23 protein-coding genes and 2 tRNA genes are annotated in these 22,208 nt (G+C 43.2%); all 25 read left to right on the top strand.

The annotated features are described in order from the left end of the window. The first annotated feature begins 2 nt into the window (after window positions 1-2). The 25 genes from yabP to lysS all read left to right on the top strand — a co-directional run bounded on the left by yabP (window position 3) and on the right by lysS (window position 22,048). Complete coding sequence (gene yabP, locus GXP75_RS20790; protein WP_003328571.1) at window positions 3-305, top strand: sporulation protein YabP; 303 nt, start codon at window positions 3-5, stop codon at window positions 303-305. After that, window positions 302-937, top strand: a complete 636-nt coding sequence (gene yabQ / locus GXP75_RS20785; protein WP_242557757.1) for a spore cortex biosynthesis protein YabQ — start codon at window positions 302-304, stop codon at window positions 935-937. Before yabP ends, yabQ begins: the two co-directional genes overlap by 4 nt. Before the next feature lie 17 nt (window positions 938-954). Beyond that, window positions 955-1,332, top strand: coding sequence for a cell division protein DivIC (gene divIC, locus GXP75_RS20780; protein ID WP_003328566.1), 378 nt, complete (start codon window positions 955-957; stop codon window positions 1,330-1,332). 79 nt (window positions 1,333-1,411) lie between these two features. Then, window positions 1,412-1,798 (top strand): S1 domain-containing RNA-binding protein, encoded by a 387-nt coding sequence (locus GXP75_RS20775; protein ID WP_004264630.1) that lies wholly within the window; start codon window positions 1,412-1,414, stop codon window positions 1,796-1,798. 166 nt (window positions 1,799-1,964) lie between these two features. Beyond that, window positions 1,965-2,041: transfer RNA gene (locus GXP75_RS20770), tRNA-Met, on the top strand. 10 nt (window positions 2,042-2,051) lie between these two features. Continuing rightward, window positions 2,052-2,123 (top strand) — tRNA-Glu (locus tag GXP75_RS20765). A 225-nt stretch (window positions 2,124-2,348) separates the two neighbouring features. Then, window positions 2,349-4,838, top strand: coding sequence for a stage II sporulation protein E (spoIIE, locus tag GXP75_RS20760; protein ID WP_242557756.1), 2,490 nt, complete (start codon window positions 2,349-2,351; stop codon window positions 4,836-4,838). An 85-nt stretch (window positions 4,839-4,923) separates the two neighbouring features. Further along, window positions 4,924-5,661 carry a vWA domain-containing protein gene (locus tag GXP75_RS20755; RefSeq protein ID WP_061571130.1) on the top strand — a complete coding sequence of 246 codons (738 nt, stop codon included), beginning with the start codon at window positions 4,924-4,926 and terminating at the stop codon, window positions 5,659-5,661. Then, window positions 5,627-6,643: a serine/threonine protein kinase gene (locus GXP75_RS20750; RefSeq protein WP_242557755.1), complete on the top strand. Its 1,017-nt coding sequence runs from the start codon at window positions 5,627-5,629 to the stop codon at window positions 6,641-6,643. The genes GXP75_RS20755 and GXP75_RS20750 overlap by 35 nt, the downstream gene beginning before the upstream one ends. 105 nt (window positions 6,644-6,748) lie before the next feature. Continuing rightward, window positions 6,749-8,167: a tRNA lysidine(34) synthetase TilS gene (tilS, locus tag GXP75_RS20745; protein ID WP_242557754.1), complete on the top strand. Its 1,419-nt coding sequence runs from the start codon at window positions 6,749-6,751 to the stop codon at window positions 8,165-8,167. Next, window positions 8,161-8,703 (top strand): hypoxanthine phosphoribosyltransferase, encoded by a 543-nt coding sequence (hpt, locus tag GXP75_RS20740; RefSeq protein WP_087941800.1) that lies wholly within the window; start codon window positions 8,161-8,163, stop codon window positions 8,701-8,703. Before tilS ends, hpt begins: the two co-directional genes overlap by 7 nt. A 97-nt stretch (window positions 8,704-8,800) precedes the next feature. Next, window positions 8,801-10,720 carry an ATP-dependent zinc metalloprotease FtsH gene (ftsH, locus tag GXP75_RS20735; protein WP_003328556.1) on the top strand — a complete coding sequence of 640 codons (1,920 nt, stop codon included), beginning with the start codon at window positions 8,801-8,803 and terminating at the stop codon, window positions 10,718-10,720. Window positions 10,721-10,915: 195 nt separating this feature from the next. Next, complete coding sequence (locus GXP75_RS20730; RefSeq protein WP_061571135.1) at window positions 10,916-11,692, top strand: type III pantothenate kinase; 777 nt, start codon at window positions 10,916-10,918, stop codon at window positions 11,690-11,692. Window positions 11,693-11,701: 9 nt separating this feature from the next. Further along, window positions 11,702-12,577 carry an Hsp33 family molecular chaperone HslO gene (gene hslO / locus GXP75_RS20725; protein ID WP_003328554.1) on the top strand — a complete coding sequence of 292 codons (876 nt, stop codon included), beginning with the start codon at window positions 11,702-11,704 and terminating at the stop codon, window positions 12,575-12,577. 50 nt (window positions 12,578-12,627) lie between these two features. Next, window positions 12,628-13,518, top strand: a complete 891-nt coding sequence (locus GXP75_RS20720; protein WP_242557771.1) for a peptidyl-prolyl cis-trans isomerase — start codon at window positions 12,628-12,630, stop codon at window positions 13,516-13,518. A 79-nt stretch (window positions 13,519-13,597) separates the two neighbouring features. Beyond that, the gene (gene cysK, locus GXP75_RS20715; protein ID WP_214919262.1) at window positions 13,598-14,524 is read left to right on the top strand and encodes a cysteine synthase A; all 927 of its coding nucleotides are present in this window, start codon (window positions 13,598-13,600) and stop codon (window positions 14,522-14,524) included. Window positions 14,525-14,693: 169 nt separating this feature from the next. Next, window positions 14,694-16,109 carry an aminodeoxychorismate synthase, component I gene (pabB, locus tag GXP75_RS20710; RefSeq protein ID WP_242557753.1) on the top strand — a complete coding sequence of 472 codons (1,416 nt, stop codon included), beginning with the start codon at window positions 14,694-14,696 and terminating at the stop codon, window positions 16,107-16,109. A gap of 13 nt (window positions 16,110-16,122) precedes the next feature. Beyond that, the gene (gene pabA / locus GXP75_RS20705; RefSeq protein WP_003328550.1) at window positions 16,123-16,707 is read left to right on the top strand and encodes an aminodeoxychorismate/anthranilate synthase component II; all 585 of its coding nucleotides are present in this window, start codon (window positions 16,123-16,125) and stop codon (window positions 16,705-16,707) included. Then, window positions 16,707-17,546, top strand: coding sequence for an aminodeoxychorismate lyase (pabC, locus tag GXP75_RS20700; RefSeq protein ID WP_242557770.1), 840 nt, complete (start codon window positions 16,707-16,709; stop codon window positions 17,544-17,546). The genes pabA and pabC overlap by 1 nt, the downstream gene beginning before the upstream one ends. Before the next feature lie 17 nt (window positions 17,547-17,563). Next, a complete protein-coding gene (gene folP / locus GXP75_RS20695) occupies window positions 17,564-18,421 on the top strand; it encodes a dihydropteroate synthase (protein WP_214919265.1) in 858 nt (285 codons plus the stop codon). Then, on the top strand, window positions 18,414-18,776 hold the full coding sequence (gene folB / locus GXP75_RS20690) for a dihydroneopterin aldolase (RefSeq protein ID WP_003328545.1): 363 nt from the start codon (window positions 18,414-18,416) through the stop codon (window positions 18,774-18,776). Before folP ends, folB begins: the two co-directional genes overlap by 8 nt. After that, the gene (gene folK, locus GXP75_RS20685; protein WP_214919266.1) at window positions 18,773-19,276 is read left to right on the top strand and encodes a 2-amino-4-hydroxy-6-hydroxymethyldihydropteridine diphosphokinase; all 504 of its coding nucleotides are present in this window, start codon (window positions 18,773-18,775) and stop codon (window positions 19,274-19,276) included. The genes folB and folK overlap by 4 nt, the downstream gene beginning before the upstream one ends. Beyond that, window positions 19,228-19,443 carry a helix-turn-helix domain-containing protein gene (locus GXP75_RS20680; protein WP_214919267.1) on the top strand — a complete coding sequence of 72 codons (216 nt, stop codon included), beginning with the start codon at window positions 19,228-19,230 and terminating at the stop codon, window positions 19,441-19,443. The genes folK and GXP75_RS20680 overlap by 49 nt, the downstream gene beginning before the upstream one ends. A 13-nt stretch (window positions 19,444-19,456) precedes the next feature. Next, window positions 19,457-20,458, top strand: coding sequence for a tRNA dihydrouridine synthase DusB (gene dusB / locus GXP75_RS20675; RefSeq protein WP_239815774.1), 1,002 nt, complete (start codon window positions 19,457-19,459; stop codon window positions 20,456-20,458). 90 nt (window positions 20,459-20,548) lie between these two features. Next, complete coding sequence (lysS, locus tag GXP75_RS20670) at window positions 20,549-22,048, top strand: lysine--tRNA ligase (protein ID WP_003328541.1); 1,500 nt, start codon at window positions 20,549-20,551, stop codon at window positions 22,046-22,048. Window positions 22,049-22,208: the final 160 nt, after the last annotated feature.

The following is a 22,208-nucleotide window of genomic DNA, read 5'->3' as shown; positions in this document are numbered from 1 at the left end:
AGATGAATTCATATTATGAACAAAAAGGATCTTCTTCTGTTCCGGAACAGCATGATATCACAATGAAAGGCCGGAAGCATTTAGATATTTCAGGCGTCAAGCATGTTGAAAGCTTTGACAATGAAGAATTCCTGCTGGAAACCGTTATGGGTATGCTTTCTGTCAGAGGCGAAAATCTTCAAATGAAAAACCTTGATGTTGAAAAAGGAATTGTATCTATCAAAGGCAGGGTATTCGATCTTGTTTATTTAGACGAGCAACAAGGGGATAAAGCTAAAGGATTTTTTAGCAAGTTGTTTAAATGACGCTCACGACTCAATTCTATACGATGTTGGCAATGGCCGGCATGGGCGCCTGGCTTGGGGCGTCATTAGACACGTACAGGCTGTTTGTCGTTCGGGCGAGAACAGCCAGGTGGCTTTTATTTATCCATGATATCCTTTTTTGGGCCGTACAAGGGCTGCTCTTCTTTTATGTCTTACTCAATGTGAACGAGGGTGAACTCAGGATATATATTTTCTTGGCAGTTTTATTAGGCGTTGCGACGTATCAAGGCCTTTGCAAACGAATGTATATAAAAATACTGAAATTCACCATCTATCTCGCGGTTTCTGTATACCAATTCATAAAAAGGCTTGTTCAGCACGTGTTATTCCGTCCAGTTGTCTGGGTATGTACACTGATTATCGGGCTCGTCATGTTTTTGATACAGAAAGTATACCGTTTGATTACTTTTCTTTTGTTGTGTCTGTATAAAATCGTAAAGGTATTATGTTTTCCCATATATTTTCTTTTGAAACAATGTCTGAAACTTCTTCCCGAAACATTGCGTCTAAGGGTCAAACGCTATTTTCAAAAAGGTGCAGGATTTTTAGAAAAGAAGAAGAAACTATTCATAACAATCAAAACGACCATCACACGTTACCTGAAAAGGTGAAAGGAGGACCGTCTGGTTTGAATTTATCCAGGGAACGAACGATAACTGAAATACAAAACGACTATAAAGAACAAGTAGAGCGTCAATCACAGCAGAAAAAAAGAAGACGAAAAGGGCTATTCAGGCGGTTAGCCGTATTTGGCGCCCTTGTATTATTAACGGCAATTGTCTTAGCTAGTTCTGTTTGGACGCAAACCGCTTCCCTTAGCGCCAAAGAAGAAAAGAAAGCGCAGCTGCAAAAAGAACTGAAAAGCATGAAGGCAAAACAATCAGATTTAGAAGAAGAAATTAACAAATTAAAAGACGAAGAATACGTCACAGAGCTTGCCAGAAGGGACTATTTCTTGTCTGGCGACGGTGAAATTCTCTTCAACGTAGAGAAGAAGAATAAGTAGCCTTGTTGACACTTAAATTTTTATTTAGGTATAATTAAGCAAACGATCTTTTTATAGCCTAAGGAGGAGCACTTTTTTTATGTCGATAGAAGTTGGCAGCAAGTTGCAAGGGAAAATAACAGGTATTACAAATTTCGGAGCGTTTGTTGAATTGCCTGGAGGCTCAACCGGTCTCGTTCATATCAGTGAAGTAGCCGATAATTATGTAAAAGACATTAACGAACACCTAAAAGTCGGCGACCAAGTTGAAGTGAAAGTCATCAACGTTGAAAAAGACGGGAAAATTGGTTTATCTATAAAAAAAGCTAAAGACCGTCCGCAAGCCAGACCTAGAAATGATTTCCGTCCAAAAGAATCTTTTGAGCAGAAAATGAATAAGTTTTTAAAAGATAGCGAAGACCGCTTATCATCTTTAAAACGCAACACGGAATCAAAACGTGGAGGGCGCGGAGCAAGAAGAGGTTAACCTTGCTGCTTTCTATAAATAAAATGGAGCATCCGTTTATCCCAGCGGGTGCTTTTTTTATTTGTATCTCGTTTTATAGTCAGAAAATTATAACATTTAAGTTTCTGTTGACGGATAAGACAAACCTTTGTATTATATAACTTGTGCTTGTAAGCACAAATGACATGGCGGTGTAGCTCAGCTGGCTAGAGCGTACGGTTCATACCCGTGAGGTCGGGGGTTCGATCCCCTCCGCCGCTACCATATCATTTATGGCCCGTTGGTCAAGCGGTTAAGACACCGCCCTTTCACGGCGGTAACACGGGTTCGAATCCCGTACGGGTCATCAAGCGAAAAATCGGCTTCTATAGAGGAGCCGATTTTTTTATTTCAATCATCACGGTTATTTGACACATTTCTGAGAAATCCTCGGAAAAATAAGAGAGTAATGAGGATCAGGGCAGAAACCGTCGAAGACTTCTTTGAATTCGTTACCTTCTTTTGACAAAATCCTATCTGTGCTTTCGCTATAATGACAAGCAACGAATAGAACAGGTGGGAGATGAGTGAAATGGAAAAAGCAGAAAGAAGAGTGAACGGGCCGATGGCGGGACAAGCTTTAGAAAAACTTCAATCCTTTTTTGATAAAGGTACGAAGCTGGTGGTCCATCATCTGCATTCACTATTTTTCTATAAGGGTTTCATTTATGTAATAATTGGTTTTTTACTCGGACGAGCTTTTATTCTATCTGAGGTCCTTCCTTTCGCGCTTCCTTTTTTCGGTGCCATGCTGCTTATCAGAAGAGATAAAGCATTTTATGCATGTTTGGCATTGCTGGCGGGCGCGCTGACCATATCTCCAAAACATACTCTGCTTATTTTATCGGCATTGCTTGTGTTCTCCATCTTTTCAAAGATTGCTGCCTTTATGATAGAGGACCGGGTCAAAATGCTGCCGATCGTGGTGTTTTTGTCCATGGCCGTTGCAAGGGCGGGGTTTATCTACGCGCAAAATGGCGCATTTACAACCTATGATTATGTAATGGCTGTCGTAGAAGCCGGGCTTTCCTTTATATTAACGCTGATCTTTCTCCAAAGTCTTCCGATTTTCACCGTAAAAAAAGTGAAGCAATCATTAAAAATAGAAGAAATTATTTGTTTTATGATTTTAATAGCCTCTGTCCTTACCGGGCTGGCAGGTGTATCTTTCCAAGGGATGCAGGCGGAGCATGTTTTGGCCCGTTATGTTGTGCTGAGTTTTTCTTTTATCGGCGGGGCCAGCATCGGCTGTACTGTAGGCGTAGTGACGGGTTTGATTCTCGGCCTTGCTAATATCGGAAACCTGTATCAAATGAGTTTACTCGCGTTTTCCGGCCTGCTGGGCGGTCTGTTGAAAGAAGGAAAGAAAGCAGGTGCGGCAATCGGCCTGATCATAGGATCTCTCCTTATATCACTATATGGTGAAGGATCAGCAGGGCTGATGACGACGTTATATGAATCGTTAATCGCCGTTGTGCTGTTTTTGCTGACCCCCCAATCGATTACTAAAAAAGTGGCGAAATACATTCCGGGGACTGCCGAACATATACAGGAGCAGCAGCAATATGCGAGGAAGATCAGAGATGTAACTGCTCAAAAGGTTGACCAGTTCTCCAATGTCTTTCACGCTTTGTCAGAAAGCTTTGCCACCTTCTATCAAACAGTGCCGGAAGATCAGAATGAAGACAGCGAAGTGGATCTTTTCCTAAGTAAGATCACGGAGCATTCTTGCCAAACCTGCTATAAGAAAAATAAATGCTGGGTTCAGAACTTTGATAAAACATATGATGTCATGAAACAAGTTATGCTTGAAACCGAACAAAATCAATACACAACAAACCGCCGTCTGAAAAAAGAGTTCGAACAGCACTGTTCAAAATCCCGTCAAGTGGAAGAACTGATTGAAGACGAGCTTGCTCACCATCAGGCCCATTTGACACTAAAGAAAAAGGTCCAAGACAGCAGGCGACTGGTTGCTGAACAGCTTTTGGGCGTTTCCGAAGTTATGTCAGACTTTTCTCGGGAAATAAAAAGGGAAAGAGAACAGCACTTTATCCAAGAGGAGCAAATTATAGAGGCTTTGCAACACTTCGGAATAGAAATACAGCAGGTAGAAATCTACAGCCTTGAACAAGGCAATATTGACATTGAAATGACAATCCCTTTTAGCGGAGGGCATGGAGAAAGTGAAAAAATCATTGCACCTATGCTTTCGGATATACTTGAAGAACAGATCTTGGTAAAAGCCGAACAGCATTCAGACCATCCAAATGGATATAGCCATGTGGCTTTCGGTTCAACAAAATCATACAGGGTGTCTACGGGCGCGGCCCATGCGGCGAAGGGAGGCGGCCTTGTCTCCGGCGACAGCTACAGCATGATGGAGCTGGGCGCACGAAAATATGCAGCGGCAATCAGCGACGGGATGGGAAATGGCGCAAGAGCGCACTTTGAAAGCAACGAGACAATAAAGCTGCTAGAAAAAATTCTCGAATCGGGAATTGATGAAAAAATAGCTATCAAAACAATCAATAGTATCTTATCGTTACGGACAACTGATGAAATCTATTCCACACTGGACCTGTCCATTATTGATCTTCAGGACGCGAGCTGTAAATTCTTGAAGGTCGGATCGACACCAAGCTTTATTAAACGCGGGGAGCAAGTCATAAAAATACAGGCAAGCAACCTGCCAATCGGCATTATTAACGAATTTGATGTCGAAGTTGTAAGCGAACAGCTGAAGGCCGGTGATCTCCTGATTATGATGAGTGACGGTATTTTTGAAGGTCCTAAGCACGTGGAGAATTATGACTTATGGATGAAACGCAAAATGAAAGGGCTAAAAACCGAAGACCCGCAAGAAATTGCGGATGTAATGATGGAGGAGGTCATCCGTACGCGATCAGGTCAAATCGAAGATGATATGACTGTCGTTGTTGTCCGAATTGACCACAACACTCCAAAATGGGCGTCAATTCCTGTTCCGGCTCTCTTTCAAAATAAACAAGAAATTTCATAACCGTTCCGTATAAATCAAATTTCTTCTGGCGAAGATGGAAATAAATCAGACTGAGAATGATCGTATTCTCCAGGAGGAATGGAATGTGAAAAGTGGACATTTAAATCAGATTCTGCTGATAACGGACGGCTGCTCTAACCATGGAGAAGACCCGCTGGCAATGGCGGCTTTTGCTAAGGAGCAGGGAATTACGGTGAATGTCATCGGTATTATGGAGGAAAACACAGTCGATCATGAAGCAATGAAAGAAGTCGAAGGCATAGCCCTTGCCGGCGGAGGTGTGCACCAGGTGGTGTACGCATCACAGCTCTCTCAGACCGTACAGATGGTGACGAAAAAGGCAATGACTCAAACTCTGCAAGGCGTTGTCAATCAAGAGCTTAAGCAAATCTTGGGAAAGAATGTGGAAATGGAGGAACTCTCTCCGGAAAAACGCGGCGAAGTGATGGAAGTGGTTGATGAACTGGGGGAAACGGTGCATCTTCAGGTGCTAGTGCTTGTTGATACAAGCGCCAGTATGGCTCCGAAGCTCCCCACAGTGAAAGAGGCGCTGATTGATCTCTCTATCAGTCTCAACTCAAGAATCGGGAATAATGAATTTGCGATGTTTATATTTCCCGGGAAAAAACAAGAGGTCGAGCTTGTGCTGAACTGGACGCCAAAGCTGCAATCTCTTTCCACACTCTTTGCGAAGCTTTCAACAGGCGGCATTACACCTACCGGCCCGGCGATACGTGAAGCGACACAGCATTTTGAGAAAATACGCTCAAGAAGGGGCATGTTGGAAGATGATGAACGACGCTTTGACGAGTTTGGCATGTAGTCTGTCGACGGGCACTATAATCCAAGGGAAATGGAATGGTAAACCTTACAGATTGCTTAAACAGCTTGGAAAAGGGGCTAACGGAATCGTTTATTTGGCAGAAGCATCAGATGGACTTGTTGCCTTGAAAGTTAGTGATGACAGCATGTCTATTACTTCTGAAGTGAATGTCTTAAAATCTTTTTCAAAGGCCCAATCGAGAACTATGGGGCCTTCTTTTTTTGATGTCGATGATGCCTTCGTTCCAAGTGCGAAAATCAATATTTCCTTTTATGTAATGGAATATATAGAAGGTCCGCTGCTTTTGCAATATGTCAGCCAAAGGGGCTTGGAATGGGTGCCTGTGCTAATGATTCAACTTTTGTCGAGTCTCTCCGTTCTTCATCAGCAAGGTTGGATTTTCGGTGATCTGAAGCCGGATAACCTGATTGTAAACGGTCCGCCTGCGAGAATACGCTGTATCGATGTCGGGGGTACAACAAAGGAAGGCCGATCCGTAAAAGAATATACAGAGTTTTTCGATAGGGGCTATTGGGGATATGGCACAAGAAAAGCAGAGCCCTCATATGACCTCTTTGCTGTTGCGATGATTATGATCAATTGTGTACATAAAAAGGAATTCAAAAAGTCGAATCAGCCGAAGGAACAGCTTCGCTCTATCATTGAGGGCAACCCATTTTTAAAAAAGTATAAAAAAGTGCTGGTATCCGCTTTGAACGGAGATTATCAATCAGCCGATGCGATGAAAAATGACTTGCTGGCAGCAGGCCGTCAGAATGAAAGAAGCAGAGCGCCTGCTCCGACATCGTCTCAAGCATCATCAGGAACACTGCAGTCAAAGCCTCGGCAAGGCAAAGTGGCACAAACGAGATATAAAGCCAAAAAGAAAGCAGTCAAGTCGAGCGGATTGTTTGAAACAACTCTTATTGTTATTAGCGTCCTTGCGCTCTATTTTGCATACATTGTCCTTTTTTTGATTTGATTGTTTTCGGATATGCAAAACCCGTGCTTCTTCTTTGCTTGGAAGGTTTGAAAGTGATAGGATATGTATATCTTTAAAATACCTGCTCATCGTGAGGAGGACGTTGTGAACAGTGCGAAAGACTTTTTCGAAAAATACAATCTTCATTTAGAAGGGGCAACAATCATTGTAGGCGTTTCCGGAGGCCCTGATTCAATGGCTCTTCTCAACTTCCTGCACACATGCTTTGGCCGTACTTCGGTTATTATCGCCGCGCATGTTGACCACAGTTTCAGAGGGGCAGCATCTGAAGAAGATATGCGATTTGTCCAAGAATATTGCGAGACTGAACGGATCACCTGTGAAACAGTGAAAATTGACGTTTCTGCTTATGCTGAAACGAACAGACTCAATAAGCAGGCCGCAGCGCGTGAGTGCAGATACCGGTTCTTTAAGGACCTTATGGTCAAGCACCAGGCTGATTATTTAGCGCTTGCCCATCACGGTGATGATCAGGTTGAAACCATGCTCATGAGGCTGGCAAAAGGCACCCTCGGAGCGGGACTGGCCGGAATGCAGCCGGTACGGAAGTTTGAGACCGGATGGCTCATCAGACCATTCCTTTCAATTACAAAGGAAGAAGTGCTTACATATTGTCTTGAACATGATGTAAGCTACAGGACAGATGAGAGCAATGCCAAAGATGATTACACCAGAAACCGGTTCAGAAAAGCTGTGCTTCCCTTTTTAAAACAAGAATCACACGATGTGCACAGAAAGTTTCAAAAGGTAAGCGAAGCCCTGACTGAAGATGAACAATACTTGCAGTCATTAACGAAAGACGAAATGAATAAAGTAATCACAAGCCAGTCTGAAACATCAGTTGAATTGAATTCCGACGCATTGCTTGCCCTCCCAATGCCTTTACAAAGAAGAGGAGTTCAACTAATATTAAACTATCTTTATGAAAACGTTCCATCGTCTTTTTCCGCCAGGCACATTCAGCAATTTTTAGAATGGGCGAAAAACGGCAGTCCTTCTGGAGTGCTTGACTTTCCAAACGGACTGAAGGTGGTCAAATCATATCAGACATGTTTGTTTACATTTGAACAATTGCAATGTAAAGAAGTTCCCTTTGAATATCAAATAAGCGGAGCTGCCGGTGAAACGGTGATTCTCCCCGACGGTTCTCAGATAACGGTTGAGCGCGATGCTGAATCTCTTGATGAAATTGGGAATGCTGTTTTTATTACAAGTCAAGACAAGGTGCGATTTCCTTTAACAGTCCGCGCGAGAAGAATAGGTGACCGGATGAAACTTAAAGGGATGAATGGCTCAAAAAAGGTAAAGGATATATTTATTGATAAAAAATTGCCTCTGCAAATGAGAGACAGCTGGCCGATTGTGACTGATACAACCGGTGAAATTATCTGGATACCCGGCTTAAAAAAATCCATTTTTGAAGATCTTGTGATTCCAAACGGCGACCGCATTGTATTACAATATAGACAGCATGAAATGTGTAGGGGGCAAGCAAAATCATGAAACAAGATATTGAATCAGTTTTGATCTCTGAAGAAGAGATTCAAAAGAAAGTAAAAGAGCTTGGAGCTGATTTAACAAGCGAGTACAAAGATAAATTTCCGCTGGCGATCGGTGTATTAAAGGGAGCTCTTCCTTTTATGGCAGACCTTTTGAAACATATTGATACATATTTGGAAATGGATTTCATGGATGTATCAAGCTACGGAAATTCAACCGTTTCTTCTGGAGAAGTAAAAATCATAAAAGATTTGGATACATCTGTAGAAGGCCGGGACATCTTAATTATTGAAGATATTATCGACAGTGGGTTAACGTTAAGTTATCTTGTAGAGCTCTTCCGATACCGTAAAGCAAAATCAATTAAGATTGTTACCCTTTTGGATAAACCAAGCGGAAGAAAAGCGGATATTAAAGCAGACTACGTAGGCTTTAAAGTTCCTGACGCATTTGTTGTGGGTTACGGACTTGATTACGCTGAGCGATATCGCAATCTGCCTTATATCGGAGTGTTAAAACCGGCAGTTTATGAAAGCTGATAAGCGGCCTGCTTCCGAGATGGTTATTGGTTGTATTGGAATGATTTTCTATGATACTATTGAACATAGTTGTGCTTACTGTGGGAGGAGGTAAGGAATGAATCGGGTCTTCCGTAATACCATTTTTTATTTACTTATTTTATTAGTAGTAATAGGGGTTGTGAGTTATTTCCAAACCTCAAATCCGAAAACAGAAAATATGTCGTACAGTACGTTTATCACAAACCTGGATAACGGGAAGGTAGATAGCGTTTCGGTTCAGCCTGTCAGGGGTGTTTATGAGGTAAAAGGACAGCTGAAAAACTACGACAAGGATCAATACTTTTTGACTCATGTTCCTGAAGGAAAGGGAGCAGACCAGATATTTAGTGCGTTGAAAAAGACGGATGTGAAAGTTGAGCCCGCTCAAGAAACGAGCGGATGGGTGACGTTCTTGACGACCATCATCCCGTTTGTCATTATCTTCATTCTGTTTTTCTTCCTGCTTAACCAGGCTCAAGGCGGCGGAAGCCGTGTTATGAACTTCGGTAAGAGTAAAGCGAAGCTCTATACAGAGGAAAAGAAACGTGTCAAATTTAAGGATGTAGCTGGCGCTGACGAAGAAAAGCAAGAGCTTGTCGAGGTTGTTGAGTTTCTTAAAGATCCCCGCAAGTTCGCCGAGCTAGGCGCAAGAATACCTAAAGGCGTACTGTTAGTAGGACCTCCTGGTACTGGTAAAACATTACTTGCCAGAGCTTCTGCGGGCGAAGCCGGTGTACCTTTCTTCAGCATCAGCGGATCTGATTTCGTTGAAATGTTTGTCGGTGTCGGTGCTTCCCGTGTGCGTGATTTGTTCGAAAATGCTAAGAAGAACGCGCCTTGTTTGATCTTTATTGATGAGATCGACGCAGTAGGGCGTCAGCGTGGAGCAGGTCTTGGCGGCGGGCACGATGAACGTGAACAGACGCTTAACCAGCTGCTTGTTGAAATGGACGGCTTTAGCTCAAATGAAGGAATCATCATTATTGCGGCTACAAACCGCGCGGATATCTTGGACCCTGCCTTACTTCGTCCGGGACGTTTTGACCGTCAGATCACTGTCGACCGACCTGATGTCATCGGCCGTGAAGCGGTATTGCAAGTCCATGCGAGAAACAAACCGCTTGATGAAACAGTTAATCTCAAAGCGATCGCTACGAGAACACCTGGATTCTCCGGCGCTGATTTAGAAAACCTATTGAATGAAGCAGCTCTTGTAGCCGCTCGTCAAAATAAGAAAAAAATTGATATGCGCGACATTGATGAAGCGACGGATCGAGTCATTGCCGGTCCGGCTAAGAAAAGCCGTGTCATATCGAAGAAAGAACGCAATATCGTAGCTTATCACGAAGCCGGTCATACCGTCATCGGACTTGTTTTGGATGAAGCGGATATGGTTCATAAGGTAACAATTGTACCTCGCGGGCAGGCTGGCGGTTATGCGGTTATGCTTCCTAGAGAAGACCGTTACTTCCAGACGAAACCCGAACTGCTTGATAAGATTGTCGGTCTCTTGGGCGGACGTGTTGCTGAAGAAATCATCTTCGGCGAAGTCAGCACAGGAGCGCACAATGACTTCCAGCGCGCGACAAATATAGCAAGAAGAATGGTTACAGAGTTCGGTATGTCCGACAAACTGGGTCCGCTGCAATTTGGCCAATCCCAGGGCGGTCAAGTATTCCTAGGCCGTGATTTCAACAACGAGCAAAACTACAGTGAACAAATCGCTTATCAAATCGATCAGGAAATTCAGCGTTTCATTAAAGAAAGCTATGAACGTGCGAAGACTATTCTGACAGAAAATCGCGATAAGCTTGAATTGATCGCTCAAACATTGCTTGAAGTTGAAACATTGGATGCTGAACAAATCAAGCATCTTACAGATCATGGTACATTGCCGGAGCGCAAGTTCTCAGATGATCATGAGAAGAGCGATGATGTAAAAGTAAACATTCTGTCAAAAACAGAAGAAGAAAAGAAAGACAATCCTAAAGAATAAATTCACTTTCTTACTCTAAAAAAACTGCCAGCTTGTCTTGGCAGTTTTTTTGTTGTGAAAAGGGTAAAATACAGTTATTTCTGAACACCCCGATATAGTATCGTTTTATTTACAAATCAGTTACTGATCGTGTATGGTATTGTAGAATGTTGTAAAACTAATGATAGAGAAACTATTCAAAAGTGGTGATAGAGGTTGTTACTGGTTATTGATGTGGGGAACACCAACACCGTGATTGGTGTATATCATGATGGGGAATTAGAATATCACTGGCGTATTGAGACCAGCAGGCATAAAACAGAAGATGAGTTCGGGATGCTTCTGCACTCTTTATTTGAATATGTCGGTCTTATGTTTGAGCAAATTGAAGGAATTATTATTTCATCAGTTGTGCCGCCGATTATGTTTGCATTAGAAAGAATGTGCAAGAAATACTTTCATATCGACCCGCAAATTGTCGGTCCCGGTATGAAAACAGGTTTAAATATAAAATATGATAATCCAAAAGAGGTCGGGGCAGACAGGATCGTCAACGCCGTCGCGGCCATTCAGTTATATGGCAGCCCTCTTATTGTTGTCGATTTTGGAACGGCGACGACGTATTGTTATATTGATGAAAACAAACAATACATGGGCGGAGCGATAGCACCGGGTATTACAATTTCTACAGAGGCGCTGTACTCCCGTGCCGCGAAATTGCCTCGAATAGAAATTGCCCGTCCTGATCAAATCATCGGTAAAAACACAGTTTCTGCGATGCAATCGGGAATTTTATTTGGCTATGTCGGCCAAGTGGAAGGAATCGTTAAAAGAATGAAATGGCAGTCGAGCCAAGAGCCTAAAGTCATTGCGACCGGGGGCCTTGCGCCATTGATTGCGAATGAATCAGACTGTATAGATATCGTCGACCCGTTCTTAACCCTGAAAGGGCTTGAAATTATTTATGAACGGAATCGCGTAGGAAGTGTATAGGAGGTTACAATGGATTATTTAGTTAAAGCTCTTGCGTATAACGGAAAGGTTCGGGCATATGCGGCGGACACGACTGATATGGTTAATGAGGCTCAAAGGCGCCATGATACATGGCCGACAGCTTCAGCGGCGATAGGCCGTACAATGACAGCAACACTAATGCTCGGAGCTATGCTGAAAGGCGACAATAAGCTTACGGTTAAAGTGGAGGGCGGCGGCCCAATCGGTGCAATTGTTGCCGATGCCAATGCAAAAGGAGAAGTGCGGGCATATGTATCAAATCCGCATGTTCATTTTGACCTGAATGAACATGGCAAGCTTGATGTCAGACGAGCCGTAGGTACGGACGGAACATTAAGTGTCGTAAAAGATGTGGGAATGCGTGATTATTTCACAGGCCAAGTAGAAATAGTCTCCGGAGAGTTGGGAGATGATTTCACGTATTATCTCGTTTCGTCTGAGCAGGTTCCTTCTTCAGTCGGCGTGGGTGTGCTTGTCAATCCTGATAACACCATTTTAGCATCCGGAGGATTTATCCTGCAGCTCCTGCCGGGAACCGATGAGGAAACCATCACAAAAATTGAACAGCGTCTCTCTCAAGTAGAGCCTATTTCTAAGCTGATCCAAAAAGGTCTGACGCCAGAAGAAGTTCTGGAAGAAGTATTAGGGGAGAAACCTGATATTTTGGAAACCATGCCGGTCAAATTTCACTGTCCTTGTTCAAAAGAACGATTCACAACAGCCATTTTGGGACTAGGCAAAAAAGAAATTCAAGATATGATAGAAGAAGACGGACAAGCCGAAGCAGAATGCCATTTTTGTAATGAAAAATATTTATTTACAAAAGAAGAGCTGGAAGAGCTTCGAGACGAAACAACCCGCTAAGCTCTTTAGCGGGTTGTTTTATGATTGAAAAGAAGGGGCTGAAGTTGAATTTGAAATCAAGAACAATTTGGACAATCATTGTGGGTGTGCTTTTGGTCAGTTGTATCGTTGTTGCGTATAAGTTAACGAAATCACAGGCGGCAGCAACCCAATCTCAAGAATCCATCGCTACCATTGGAGATAAAAGTGTAACAAGAGAAGATTGGCTGAAGAAAATGGAGGATGAATACGGAAAGTCGACACTTGAAGACATGATTAACGTCCGTGTGGTGGAACAGCTCGCCAAAAAGAACAAACTCAAGGTATCGGATAGTGATATCGAGCGTGAGTTTCTCTTGATCAAAGCAGTGAATAATTCTTTTTATGAGGACGAGCATACAACTGAAAAAGAGTGGAAAGACCAAATCCGTTACAATATTCTGCTGGAAGAACTGCTCACAAAAGACATTGATATTTCCGAGAAAGAAATGAAATCATTTTACACTAAAAATAAAGAACTGTATCAATTTGATGATTCATACCGAATCCGTCATATCGTGGTAAAGGATCAAGAAGAAGCAAACCGGGTCTTAAAGGACCTAAAGGGCGGATCAAGTTTTGAAGCAGTGGCGGCAGAACGTTCAACCGACAGATATACTTCACCATATGGCGGGGATCTTGGTTTCGTCACAGAATCACAGGACAGCATTCCGGCCGCATATATAACGGAGGCCAGAACGCTTAAAGAAAACGAATGGTCGACTGAACCGATTAAAGTCAGTAAAGGGTATGCGATTATTCAGCTGAAGGAAAAACTGAATGCCAGAACATTTACATACGACGAAGTGAAGGATCAGATTAAACGGCAGATTGCCATGGATCAATTAGGCGATAAAGCAACTGTCAAAACCCTTTGGAAAGAAGCTGACGTGTCTTGGTTTTACGCTGATGAAGAAAACTAAAAGATTGACAAAAAATTTTGAAATTGATAGATTGTATACATAATACCAATAAAAATAGTCGGAAATTGAGGTGTCGAGGATGGTACGTGTAGCAAACTCCATTACTGAATTGATTGGAAATACTCCAATAGTCAAACTAAATCGTCTGGTTGAAGAAAACAGCGCGGATGTTTATCTGAAACTCGAATACATGAATCCGGGTAGCAGCGTAAAGGATCGTATCGGATTTGCGATGATTGAAGCTGCTGAAAAAGAAGGCAAACTCAAAGCCGGAGATACAATCATCGAGCCCACAAGCGGAAACACGGGAATCGGGCTTGCGATGGTAGCTGCTGCTAAAGGTTTAAAAGCCATTTTAGTCATGCCTGACACAATGAGTATGGAACGCCGCAACCTTCTTCGCGCTTACGGTGCTGAATTAGTGCTTACACCAGGTGCTGAGGGAATGAAAGGCGCGATCAAAAAAGCAGAAGAACTAGCTGAAGAGCACGGTTACTTTGTGCCTCAGCAATTTAATAACCCGGCAAACGCTGAAATTCATCGCCAAACAACCGGTAAAGAAATCGTTGAGCAGTTCGGTGAAGACCAGCTTGATGCGTTTGTAGCCGGTATCGGAACAGGCGGAACCATTACAGGAGCAGGTGAAGTACTGAAGGAAACCTATCCTTCTATAAGAATTTATGCGGTTGAGCCGTCTGATTCTCCAGTGCTTTCAGGAGGGAAACCAGGCCCTCATAAAATTCAGGGAATTGGGGCAGGTTTTGTGCCTGAAATTTTAAATACTGAAGTTTATGATGAAATTTTCCCTGTGAAGAATGAAGAAGCCTTTGAATATGCGCGTAAAGCTGCACGTGAAGAAGGAATTCTAGGCGGAATTTCATCCGGCGCCGCAATCTATGCAGCGCTTCAAGTAGCGAAAAAACTAGGAAAAGGCAAAAAAGTCTTGGCTGTTATTCCAAGTAACGGTGAACGCTACTTAAGTACACCGCTTTACCAATTTGAATAGAAAATGTGTGAAAACTCCCGGATCTGCGCCGGGAGTTTTTTATGTGAATGTCTCGAAAACGCCAAGTATGCTGCGAATCTTATTTTTGGTAGCGAAATTCACCTTTTTTCACTAATAAGATTGCTTTAAAATAAAGATAAGCACAAAACGAAGGCAGAGGATTGATACAATGGCACAACGAAGACCGGCAGGCAGAAAAATACCTTTTGACCAAGAAACATTTTTACAACAATATGAGAATCTTGCGCAGTCCAGAAAACAACATGTTCTTTTGGATAGCGCGAGAGGCGGGAGATACAGTATTGCCGGTCTTGATCCGATTGCGACAGCAAAGGGAAAAGACGGTATCACCACTATAAAATATAATGGAGAAACAATATTTAAAGAAGGTGACCCATTCCGCGCGTTTTACAGCTGGTTTGAAACTCTTCAAACTGAAACAAATGAAGAATTCCCCGACTTTCAAGGCGGGGCAATCGGCTTTCTCAGTTATGATTACGCACGCTATATTGAAAACTTTAAGATGCTTTCATTAGACGATTTGGAAACCCCGGATCTGTATTTTCTCGTATTCGATGATATAGCTGTCTATGATCATGAAGAAGAAGCGCTCTGGCTGATTACCCATACAGAGAAAGATGACCAAGCGTTAGCGGAGATGAAGCTTTCCGCCCTGGAACAAATGTGGTTAGCGGAAAACAGCGCATCACCGCTTCCGCAAGAACAAAAGCCAAGCGCTGACAAATCATTTGCAGTTCCGTTTACTGAAGAGAGTTTTTCTCAGGCTGTTGAGAAAATTAAGCAATACATTGCAAGCGGAGATGTATTTCAAGTCAATCTTTCCGTCAGGCAGTCCACAACTCTCTCTGCTCATCCGTACAAGATCTATAAAACGCTGAGAGAGATAAATCCATCTCCGTACATGTCGTATCTTGAAACCCCGGAATTTCAAATTATATGCGGTTCTCCAGAGCTTCTTGTCAGCAAAAAAGGCAAAATGCTTGAGACTAGACCGATTGCCGGAACGCGCTCTAGAGGAAAAGACGACGCAGAGGATGAAGCACTGGCAAACGAATTAATTCAAAACGAGAAGGAACGGGCAGAGCATGTCATGCTGGTCGACCTTGAACGGAATGATCTAGGCAGAGTATCCAGTTATGGATCTGTACGGGTCAATGAATTTATGGCTATAGAAAAATACTCCCATGTCATGCACATTGTTTCCAATGTAAAAGGCGAATTGCGTGAAGGAAATGACGCTGTAGACATTATCCATGCAGTATTTCCGGGAGGCACCATTACGGGCGCGCCGAAAGTTAGAACGATGGAAATTATAGAAGAACTTGAGCCGACAAGGCGCGGGCTTTATACTGGATCTATAGGATGGCTGGGATATAATCAGGATATGCAATTTAATATCGTGATCCGGACAATCTATGCAGCCGGGGGGCAAGCCTTCATGCAATCCGGCGCAGGAGTTGTCATTGATTCGGTTCCTAAGCATGAGTACAGGGAATCTTTCAAAAAAGCTTTTGCGATGAAGAAGGCGTTAGAGCAGAGCCAAGAAGAGACAAAAATTAGATGAGGTGAGCTGAGAAATGATTTTAATGATTGATAATTACGATTCATTTACGTACAACCTAGTGCAATATTTAGGCGAGCTTGGTGAGGAACTTATCGTCAAACGAAACGATGAAATCACAATCGAGCAAATTGAGGAGCTGTCGCCGGACTTTTTAATGATTTCTCCTGGACCGTGCAGTCCTGATGAGGCTGGGATCAGCCTGGAAGCAATCAAACATTTTGCTGGTAAGGTACCCATTTTTGGGGTATGTCTCGGACATCAATCAATCGCACAGGTTTTCGGCGGAGACGTTGTAAGGGCGGAACGCCTCATGCACGGGAAGACATCTGAAATAGAACACGACGGTTTAACTGTATTTGAAGGTTTGCAAAACCCGCTTGTCGCCACCCGGTACCATTCGCTCATTGTAAAAGCAGAGACACTTCCGGACTGTTTCACGGTGTCGGCCCGGACAAAAGAAGGAGAAATCATGGCTATTCGGCATAATGCCCTTCCGATTGAGGGGGTTCAATTTCATCCCGAATCGATTATGACCTCTTTTGGCAAAGACATGCTTAGAAATTTCATAGAGACGCACCGCAAGGAAGTAACGGCGTGATCATATATTTGAACGGTCAATTTATAGAGGAGAAAGAAGCATCTCTTTCTCCTTTTGACCATGGTTTCTTATACGGTATCGGTGTGTTTGAAACCTTCAGGCTGTATGAAGGCCGGCCTTTTCTGATCGAGTGGCATTTAGAAAGGCTGGAGCGGGCGACAAAGGATCTGCAGATCAAGCACAGAATAACAAAAGATGAACTTGCGGATATGCTGGACAACCTGCTCCGGCTGAATCATATAGAAGACGGAAACGCCCGTGTCAGGCTGAATATCTCTGCGGGCGTCAGCACCAAGGGCTTTACCGCTCAAACCTATGAAAACCCTACAGTACTCTGTTTTGTAAATCCTTTGAATCCGGAAAACCTGCCCGTTCAAAAAGAGGGGAAGGTTCTGACTATCCGGAGAAATACGCCGGAAGGACAGTACCGGTTAAAATCACATCATTATTTAAATAATATGTATGCAAAACAAGAGCTTGGCAACGATCCTCGGTATGAAGGGATTTTCTTAACCGAGGACGGCGCTGTAGCAGAGGGCATCATTTCTAATATTTTTTGGTCTAAAGGTAATTGCATTTATACACCGTCGCTTGATACCGGGATACTTGACGGAGTGACAAGGCGTTTTGTGATTGAAAAAATGGAGAAGCTTGGAGCGGAAGTAAAGACTGGCCGTTTTCGGCTGGAGGCCCTCTTGACGGCTGACGAAGCATGGATGACAAACTCAGTTTTGGAGATTGTTCCATTTTCTAAGATTGAAGAGGCAGCTTTTCCCGGTGTAAGCGGGGAAATGACAGGCTTTCTTCAAGAACTATATACGAATGACAGGCTAGGATAGAAAAGAGGGGGAAGAGAATGGCGCAGCAAACGATTGAACAAACCAAACTGCTTCACGCCAAGCATCACAAGTTATCATGGAAAGAAAAGACGCTGGTGATGGGGATTTTAAATGTAACGCCGGACTCTTTCTCGGACGGCGGGAAATACGAAAATACAGATATGGCGCTCCGGCATGCCATACAGATGATTGAAGACGGCGCCCATATTATTGATATAGGCGGAGAATCAACCAGGCCCGGTGCTGAGTATGTATCAGAAGACGAAGAGCTGTCACGAGTCATTCCAGCTATTGAGCGGATAACGAGTGAACTGGATGTCCCAATCTCTATAGATACGTATAAAGCAGCTGTTGCCGATGAAGCAGTTAAAGCGGGGGCTTCCATCATTAACGATATTTGGGGAGCGAAAGCAGAGCCGGAAATGGCAGCTGTGGCAGCCGTTCATAAAGTTCCCATTGTGCTGATGCATAACCGCTCGGAGCGGAATTACGATGACTTAATTCCTGATATGCTTGCTGATTTAATGGAAAGTGTAAAAATTGCAAAAGAGGCCGGAGTGGAGGACAAGCATATTATCCTTGATCCGGGTATCGGATTTGCGAAAACATATCATGATAACCTTGCTGTTATGAACAAGCTTGAGATATTCAGCGGACTCGGCTATCCTGTGCTTCTCGGAACTTCGAGGAAAAAATTCATCGGCCGTGTATTGGATCTTCCGCCTGAAGAGCGGGCGGAAGGCACGGGTGCAACGGTGTGCCTCGGCATTCAAAAGGGTTGTGATATAGTCAGAGTGCATGATGTTAAACAAATCGCAAGAATGGCTAAAATGATGGATGCCATGCTGAATAAAGGAGGGGCGCATCATGGATAAAGTCTATGTGGAAGGCATGGAGTTTTACGGATATCATGGTGTTTTTGAAGAAGAAAACAAACTGGGACAGCGCTTCAAAGTCGACTTGACAGCGGAGCTTGATTTGAGCAAAGCCGGTCAGACGGATGACTTGGAACAAACGATTAACTATGCTGAGCTTTACCATGTGTGTCAGGACATCGTAGAAGGCGAACCGGTAAATCTTGTTGAGACGTTGGCGGAACGCATTGCCGATACCGTACTGAAAAAATTTCAGCCGGTACAGCAATGCACGGTAAAAGTCATTAAGCCGGACCCTCCTATTCGCGGGCACTACAAATCAGTTGCCATCGAAATGACGAGAACAAAATCATGAACAATACAGCCTATATTGCGCTCGGCTCAAATATCGGAGATCGGGAAAGCTATTTGAGACAAGCCGTTGTGCTGCTCCATCAGCATGAAGCCGTAACAGTAACAAAAGTGTCTTCCATCTATGAAACCGATCCGGTCGGTTATGAAGCGCAGGATGAGTTTTTGAATATGGCGGCAGAAATTAAAACCTCTCTGACTCCATTCGAGCTGCTTGATCTTACCCAGACCATTGAATCACAATTGGGAAGAAAGAGAGATATCAGATGGGGACCGCGGACGGCAGACCTTGACATTTTGCTTTATAATCGTGAAAATATTGAAACAGAGCAATTAATTGTTCCGCATCCGAGAATGTATGAGCGTTTATTTGTCCTTGCGCCGTTAAAAGAGATTTGCCCGCAAGTGGAAAATAATAAAATAAGCGCTGAAACAAACCAAGAAGGTGTAAGAGTATGGAAGCAGAAATCTGGGGTAGACGAATTCGTGCATTCAGAAAGCTGAAAGGGTATACTCAAGAAGGATTTGCAAAGGCTTTAGGCATATCAGTTTCCATTCTCGGCGAAATTGAACGAGGGAACCGTTTGCCGTCACCTGCTATTATTAAAGATGTGGCCGATGCTTTAAATATAAGTGCGGAGGAATTAGCCCCGCCAGAAAATAATAAATGAAAGGAGGGAAAAAATGTTTAAAATCGGTGATATTCAATTGAAAAACCGGGTTGTGCTGGCCCCTATGGCTGGTGTCTGCAACTCAGCATTCAGATTGACTGTAAAGGAATTTGGAGCCGGATTGGTATGCGCTGAAATGGTCAGCGACAAAGCTATCCTTTACAACAATGCCAAAACAATGGGTATGCTTTACATTGATGAACGTGAAAAACCCCTCAGCCTTCAAATCTTCGGAGGAAAAAAGGAAACCCTTGTGGAAGCGGCGAAGTTTGTAGACCAGAACACAACTGCTGATATCATTGATATTAACATGGGATGCCCAGTACCAAAGATTACAAAATGTGATGCGGGAGCCAAATGGCTTCTCGATCCTGATAAGATTTATGAAATGGTATCTGCAGTAGTGGATGCTGTCGATAAACCAGTCACTGTAAAAATGAGAATGGGCTGGGATGAAGATCATATTTACGCGGTGAAAAACGCGCAAGCAGTGGAGCGCGCGGGCGGAAAAGCTGTAGCACTCCATGGGCGCACAAGGGTCCAAATGTACGAAGGAACCGCAAATTGGGATATCATCAAAGAGGTTAAGCAATCAGTATCAATACCGGTAATCGGTAACGGTGATGTCAAAACGCCGCAGGACGCTAAGCGGATGCTTGATGAAACCGGAGTCGACGGTGTTATGATCGGCCGTGCCGCATTAGGCAATCCATGGATGATTTATCGTACGGTTCAATACCTTGAAACAGGTGAATTAAAAGACGAACCGCAAGTGCGTGAAAAAATGGCGGTATGTAAGCTTCATCTGGACCGCTTAATTGATTTAAAAGGTGAAAATGTAGCAGTCAGAGAGATGAGAAAACACGCTGCTTGGTACTTGAAAGGCGTAAGAGCCAATGCGAAAGTTCGTAACGAAATTAACCATTGCGAAACGCGGAAAGAATTTGTGCAGCTATTGGATGCATTTACGGTTGAAGTTGAGGCAAAAGAGCTTCAAGACGCAAAGGTAGGATAACGATCACCTCTATTTGCTGCTCACTGCCAGTTTTTTGCTGGCAGTTTTTCTGCTTTTTTCATGAAAAATAAACGTAACGGAGTGATACCAATGAGTCAAGAAGAGCAAAATCATGAGGAATTGAACGACCAGCTGCAAGTCAGACGAGATAAAATGAACCAATTAAGAGATAACGGCATAGATCCTTTCGGAAAACGCTATGACCGCTCCCATCAATCTGAACAAATCATCGCAGCGTACCAAGAACTATCTAAAGAAGAATTAGAAGAAAAAGCGATCGAAGTTACAATTGCAGGCCGTATGATGACAAAACGCGGCAAAGGAAAAGCTGGCTTTGCCCATCTCCAGGACTTAGAAGGCCAAATCCAAATTTACGTAAGAAAAGACAGTGTCGGCGACGAGCAATATGAGATTTTCAAAACGTCCGACCTCGGTGATTTAATCGGTGTTACAGGGAAAGTGTTCAAAACAAATGTTGGGGAACTTTCTGTTAAAGCAACGTCATTTGAATTGCTGACAAAAGCTTTACGTCCGCTGCCGGATAAGTATCATGGCCTGAAAGATGTGGAACAGCGCTACCGCCAACGCTATCTTGACCTCATTGTGAACCCTGATAGTAAAAACACATTCATTGCACGAAGCAAAATCATTCAAGCAATGAGAAGATACTTAGATGACCACGGATACTTAGAAGTTGAAACACCAACAATGCACAGCATTCCGGGAGGAGCATCCGCACGCCCGTTTATCACTCATCACAATGCATTAGACATGCCGCTTTACATGCGTATAGCAATCGAACTGCACTTAAAACGTTTGATTGTCGGCGGTTTAGAGAAAGTATATGAAATCGGCCGTGTTTTCCGCAATGAAGGCGTATCTACACGCCATAACCCTGAATTCACTATGATTGAATTATATGAGGCGTATGCTGATTATCAAGACATCATGAGTTTAACGGAAAATCTTATCGCTCATATCGCTCAAGAAGTGCTTGGATCTACAACTATCCAATACGGTGAAGAACAAATTGATCTTAAACCTGAGTGGAAAAGACTTCATATGGTAGACGCAGTTAAAGAAGCAACAGGCGTTGATTTCTGGAATGAAGTGACTGTTGAGCAAGCGCGTGACTATGCAAAAGAACATGGCGTGGAAATCACGAAATCTATGACAGTAGGCCATATCATTAATGAGTTCTTTGAACAAAAAATCGAAGAAACATTGATTCAGCCAACATTTATTTACGGTCACCCTGTAGAGATTTCTCCTCTTGCTAAGAAAAACCCTGAGGATCCTCGTTTTACAGATCGTTTTGAGCTGTTTATCGTCGGTCGTGAGCATGCGAATGCATTTACCGAACTAAATGATCCTATCGACCAAAGAGAACGATTTGAGGCGCAATTAAAAGAAAGAGAAGAAGGGAACGACGAAGCGCATATGATGGACGAAGACTTTGTCGAGGCTCTTGAATACGGAATGCCGCCAACGGGCGGACTTGGCATCGGTATTGACCGTCTTGTCATGCTTTTAACAAATGCTCCTTCTATTAGAGATGTATTATTATTCCCTCAAATGAGACAGCGTTAATTTCAAAGAGTGCCAGCCTTATCATGAATAAGGAAGGCACTCTTTTTTTGAAACAAAATCTCTATTAAAGTTTTTTTGTTTTTTCTTCAAAAAAACTATTGCACTATTATTTATAGGATGGTATATTATTATTCGTTGCCGCTAAACAAGGCGATAACGA

This window comes from Bacillus sp. HU-1818 (assembly GCF_022695965.1).
Classification (GTDB): Bacteria; Bacillota; Bacilli; order Bacillales; family Bacillaceae; genus Bacillus; species Bacillus atrophaeus.
The sequence above is the reverse complement of the archived record's forward strand: the minus strand, read 5'-3'. Positions and strand labels throughout refer to the sequence as shown.

Bases quoted from the DNA above. Each gene is read 5' to 3' on its own strand.
- yabP (WP_003328571.1), top strand. From the start codon at position 3: ATGAATTCATATTATGAACAAAAAGGATCTTCTTCTGTTCCGGAACAG.
- yabQ (WP_242557757.1), top strand. From the start codon at position 302: ATGACGCTCACGACTCAATTCTATACGATGTTGGCAATGGCCGGCATG.
- GXP75_RS20775 (WP_004264630.1), top strand. From the start codon at position 1,412: ATGTCGATAGAAGTTGGCAGCAAGTTGCAAGGGAAAATAACAGGTATT.
- spoIIE (WP_242557756.1), top strand. From the start codon at position 2,349: ATGGAAAAAGCAGAAAGAAGAGTGAACGGGCCGATGGCGGGACAAGCT.
- GXP75_RS20750 (WP_242557755.1), top strand. From the start codon at position 5,627: ATGATGAACGACGCTTTGACGAGTTTGGCATGTAGTCTGTCGACGGGC.
- ftsH (WP_003328556.1), top strand. From the start codon at position 8,801: ATGAATCGGGTCTTCCGTAATACCATTTTTTATTTACTTATTTTATTA.
- hslO (WP_003328554.1), top strand. From the start codon at position 11,702: ATGGATTATTTAGTTAAAGCTCTTGCGTATAACGGAAAGGTTCGGGCA.
- cysK (WP_214919262.1), top strand. From the start codon at position 13,598: ATGGTACGTGTAGCAAACTCCATTACTGAATTGATTGGAAATACTCCA.
- pabB (WP_242557753.1), top strand. From the start codon at position 14,694: ATGGCACAACGAAGACCGGCAGGCAGAAAAATACCTTTTGACCAAGAA.
- pabA (WP_003328550.1), top strand. From the start codon at position 16,123: ATGATTTTAATGATTGATAATTACGATTCATTTACGTACAACCTAGTG.
- folP (WP_214919265.1), top strand. From the start codon at position 17,564: ATGGCGCAGCAAACGATTGAACAAACCAAACTGCTTCACGCCAAGCAT.
- folB (WP_003328545.1), top strand. From the start codon at position 18,414: ATGGATAAAGTCTATGTGGAAGGCATGGAGTTTTACGGATATCATGGT.
- folK (WP_214919266.1), top strand. From the start codon at position 18,773: ATGAACAATACAGCCTATATTGCGCTCGGCTCAAATATCGGAGATCGG.
- GXP75_RS20680 (WP_214919267.1), top strand. From the start codon at position 19,228: ATGGAAGCAGAAATCTGGGGTAGACGAATTCGTGCATTCAGAAAGCTG.
- dusB (WP_239815774.1), top strand. From the start codon at position 19,457: ATGTTTAAAATCGGTGATATTCAATTGAAAAACCGGGTTGTGCTGGCC.
- lysS (WP_003328541.1), top strand. From the start codon at position 20,549: ATGAGTCAAGAAGAGCAAAATCATGAGGAATTGAACGACCAGCTGCAA.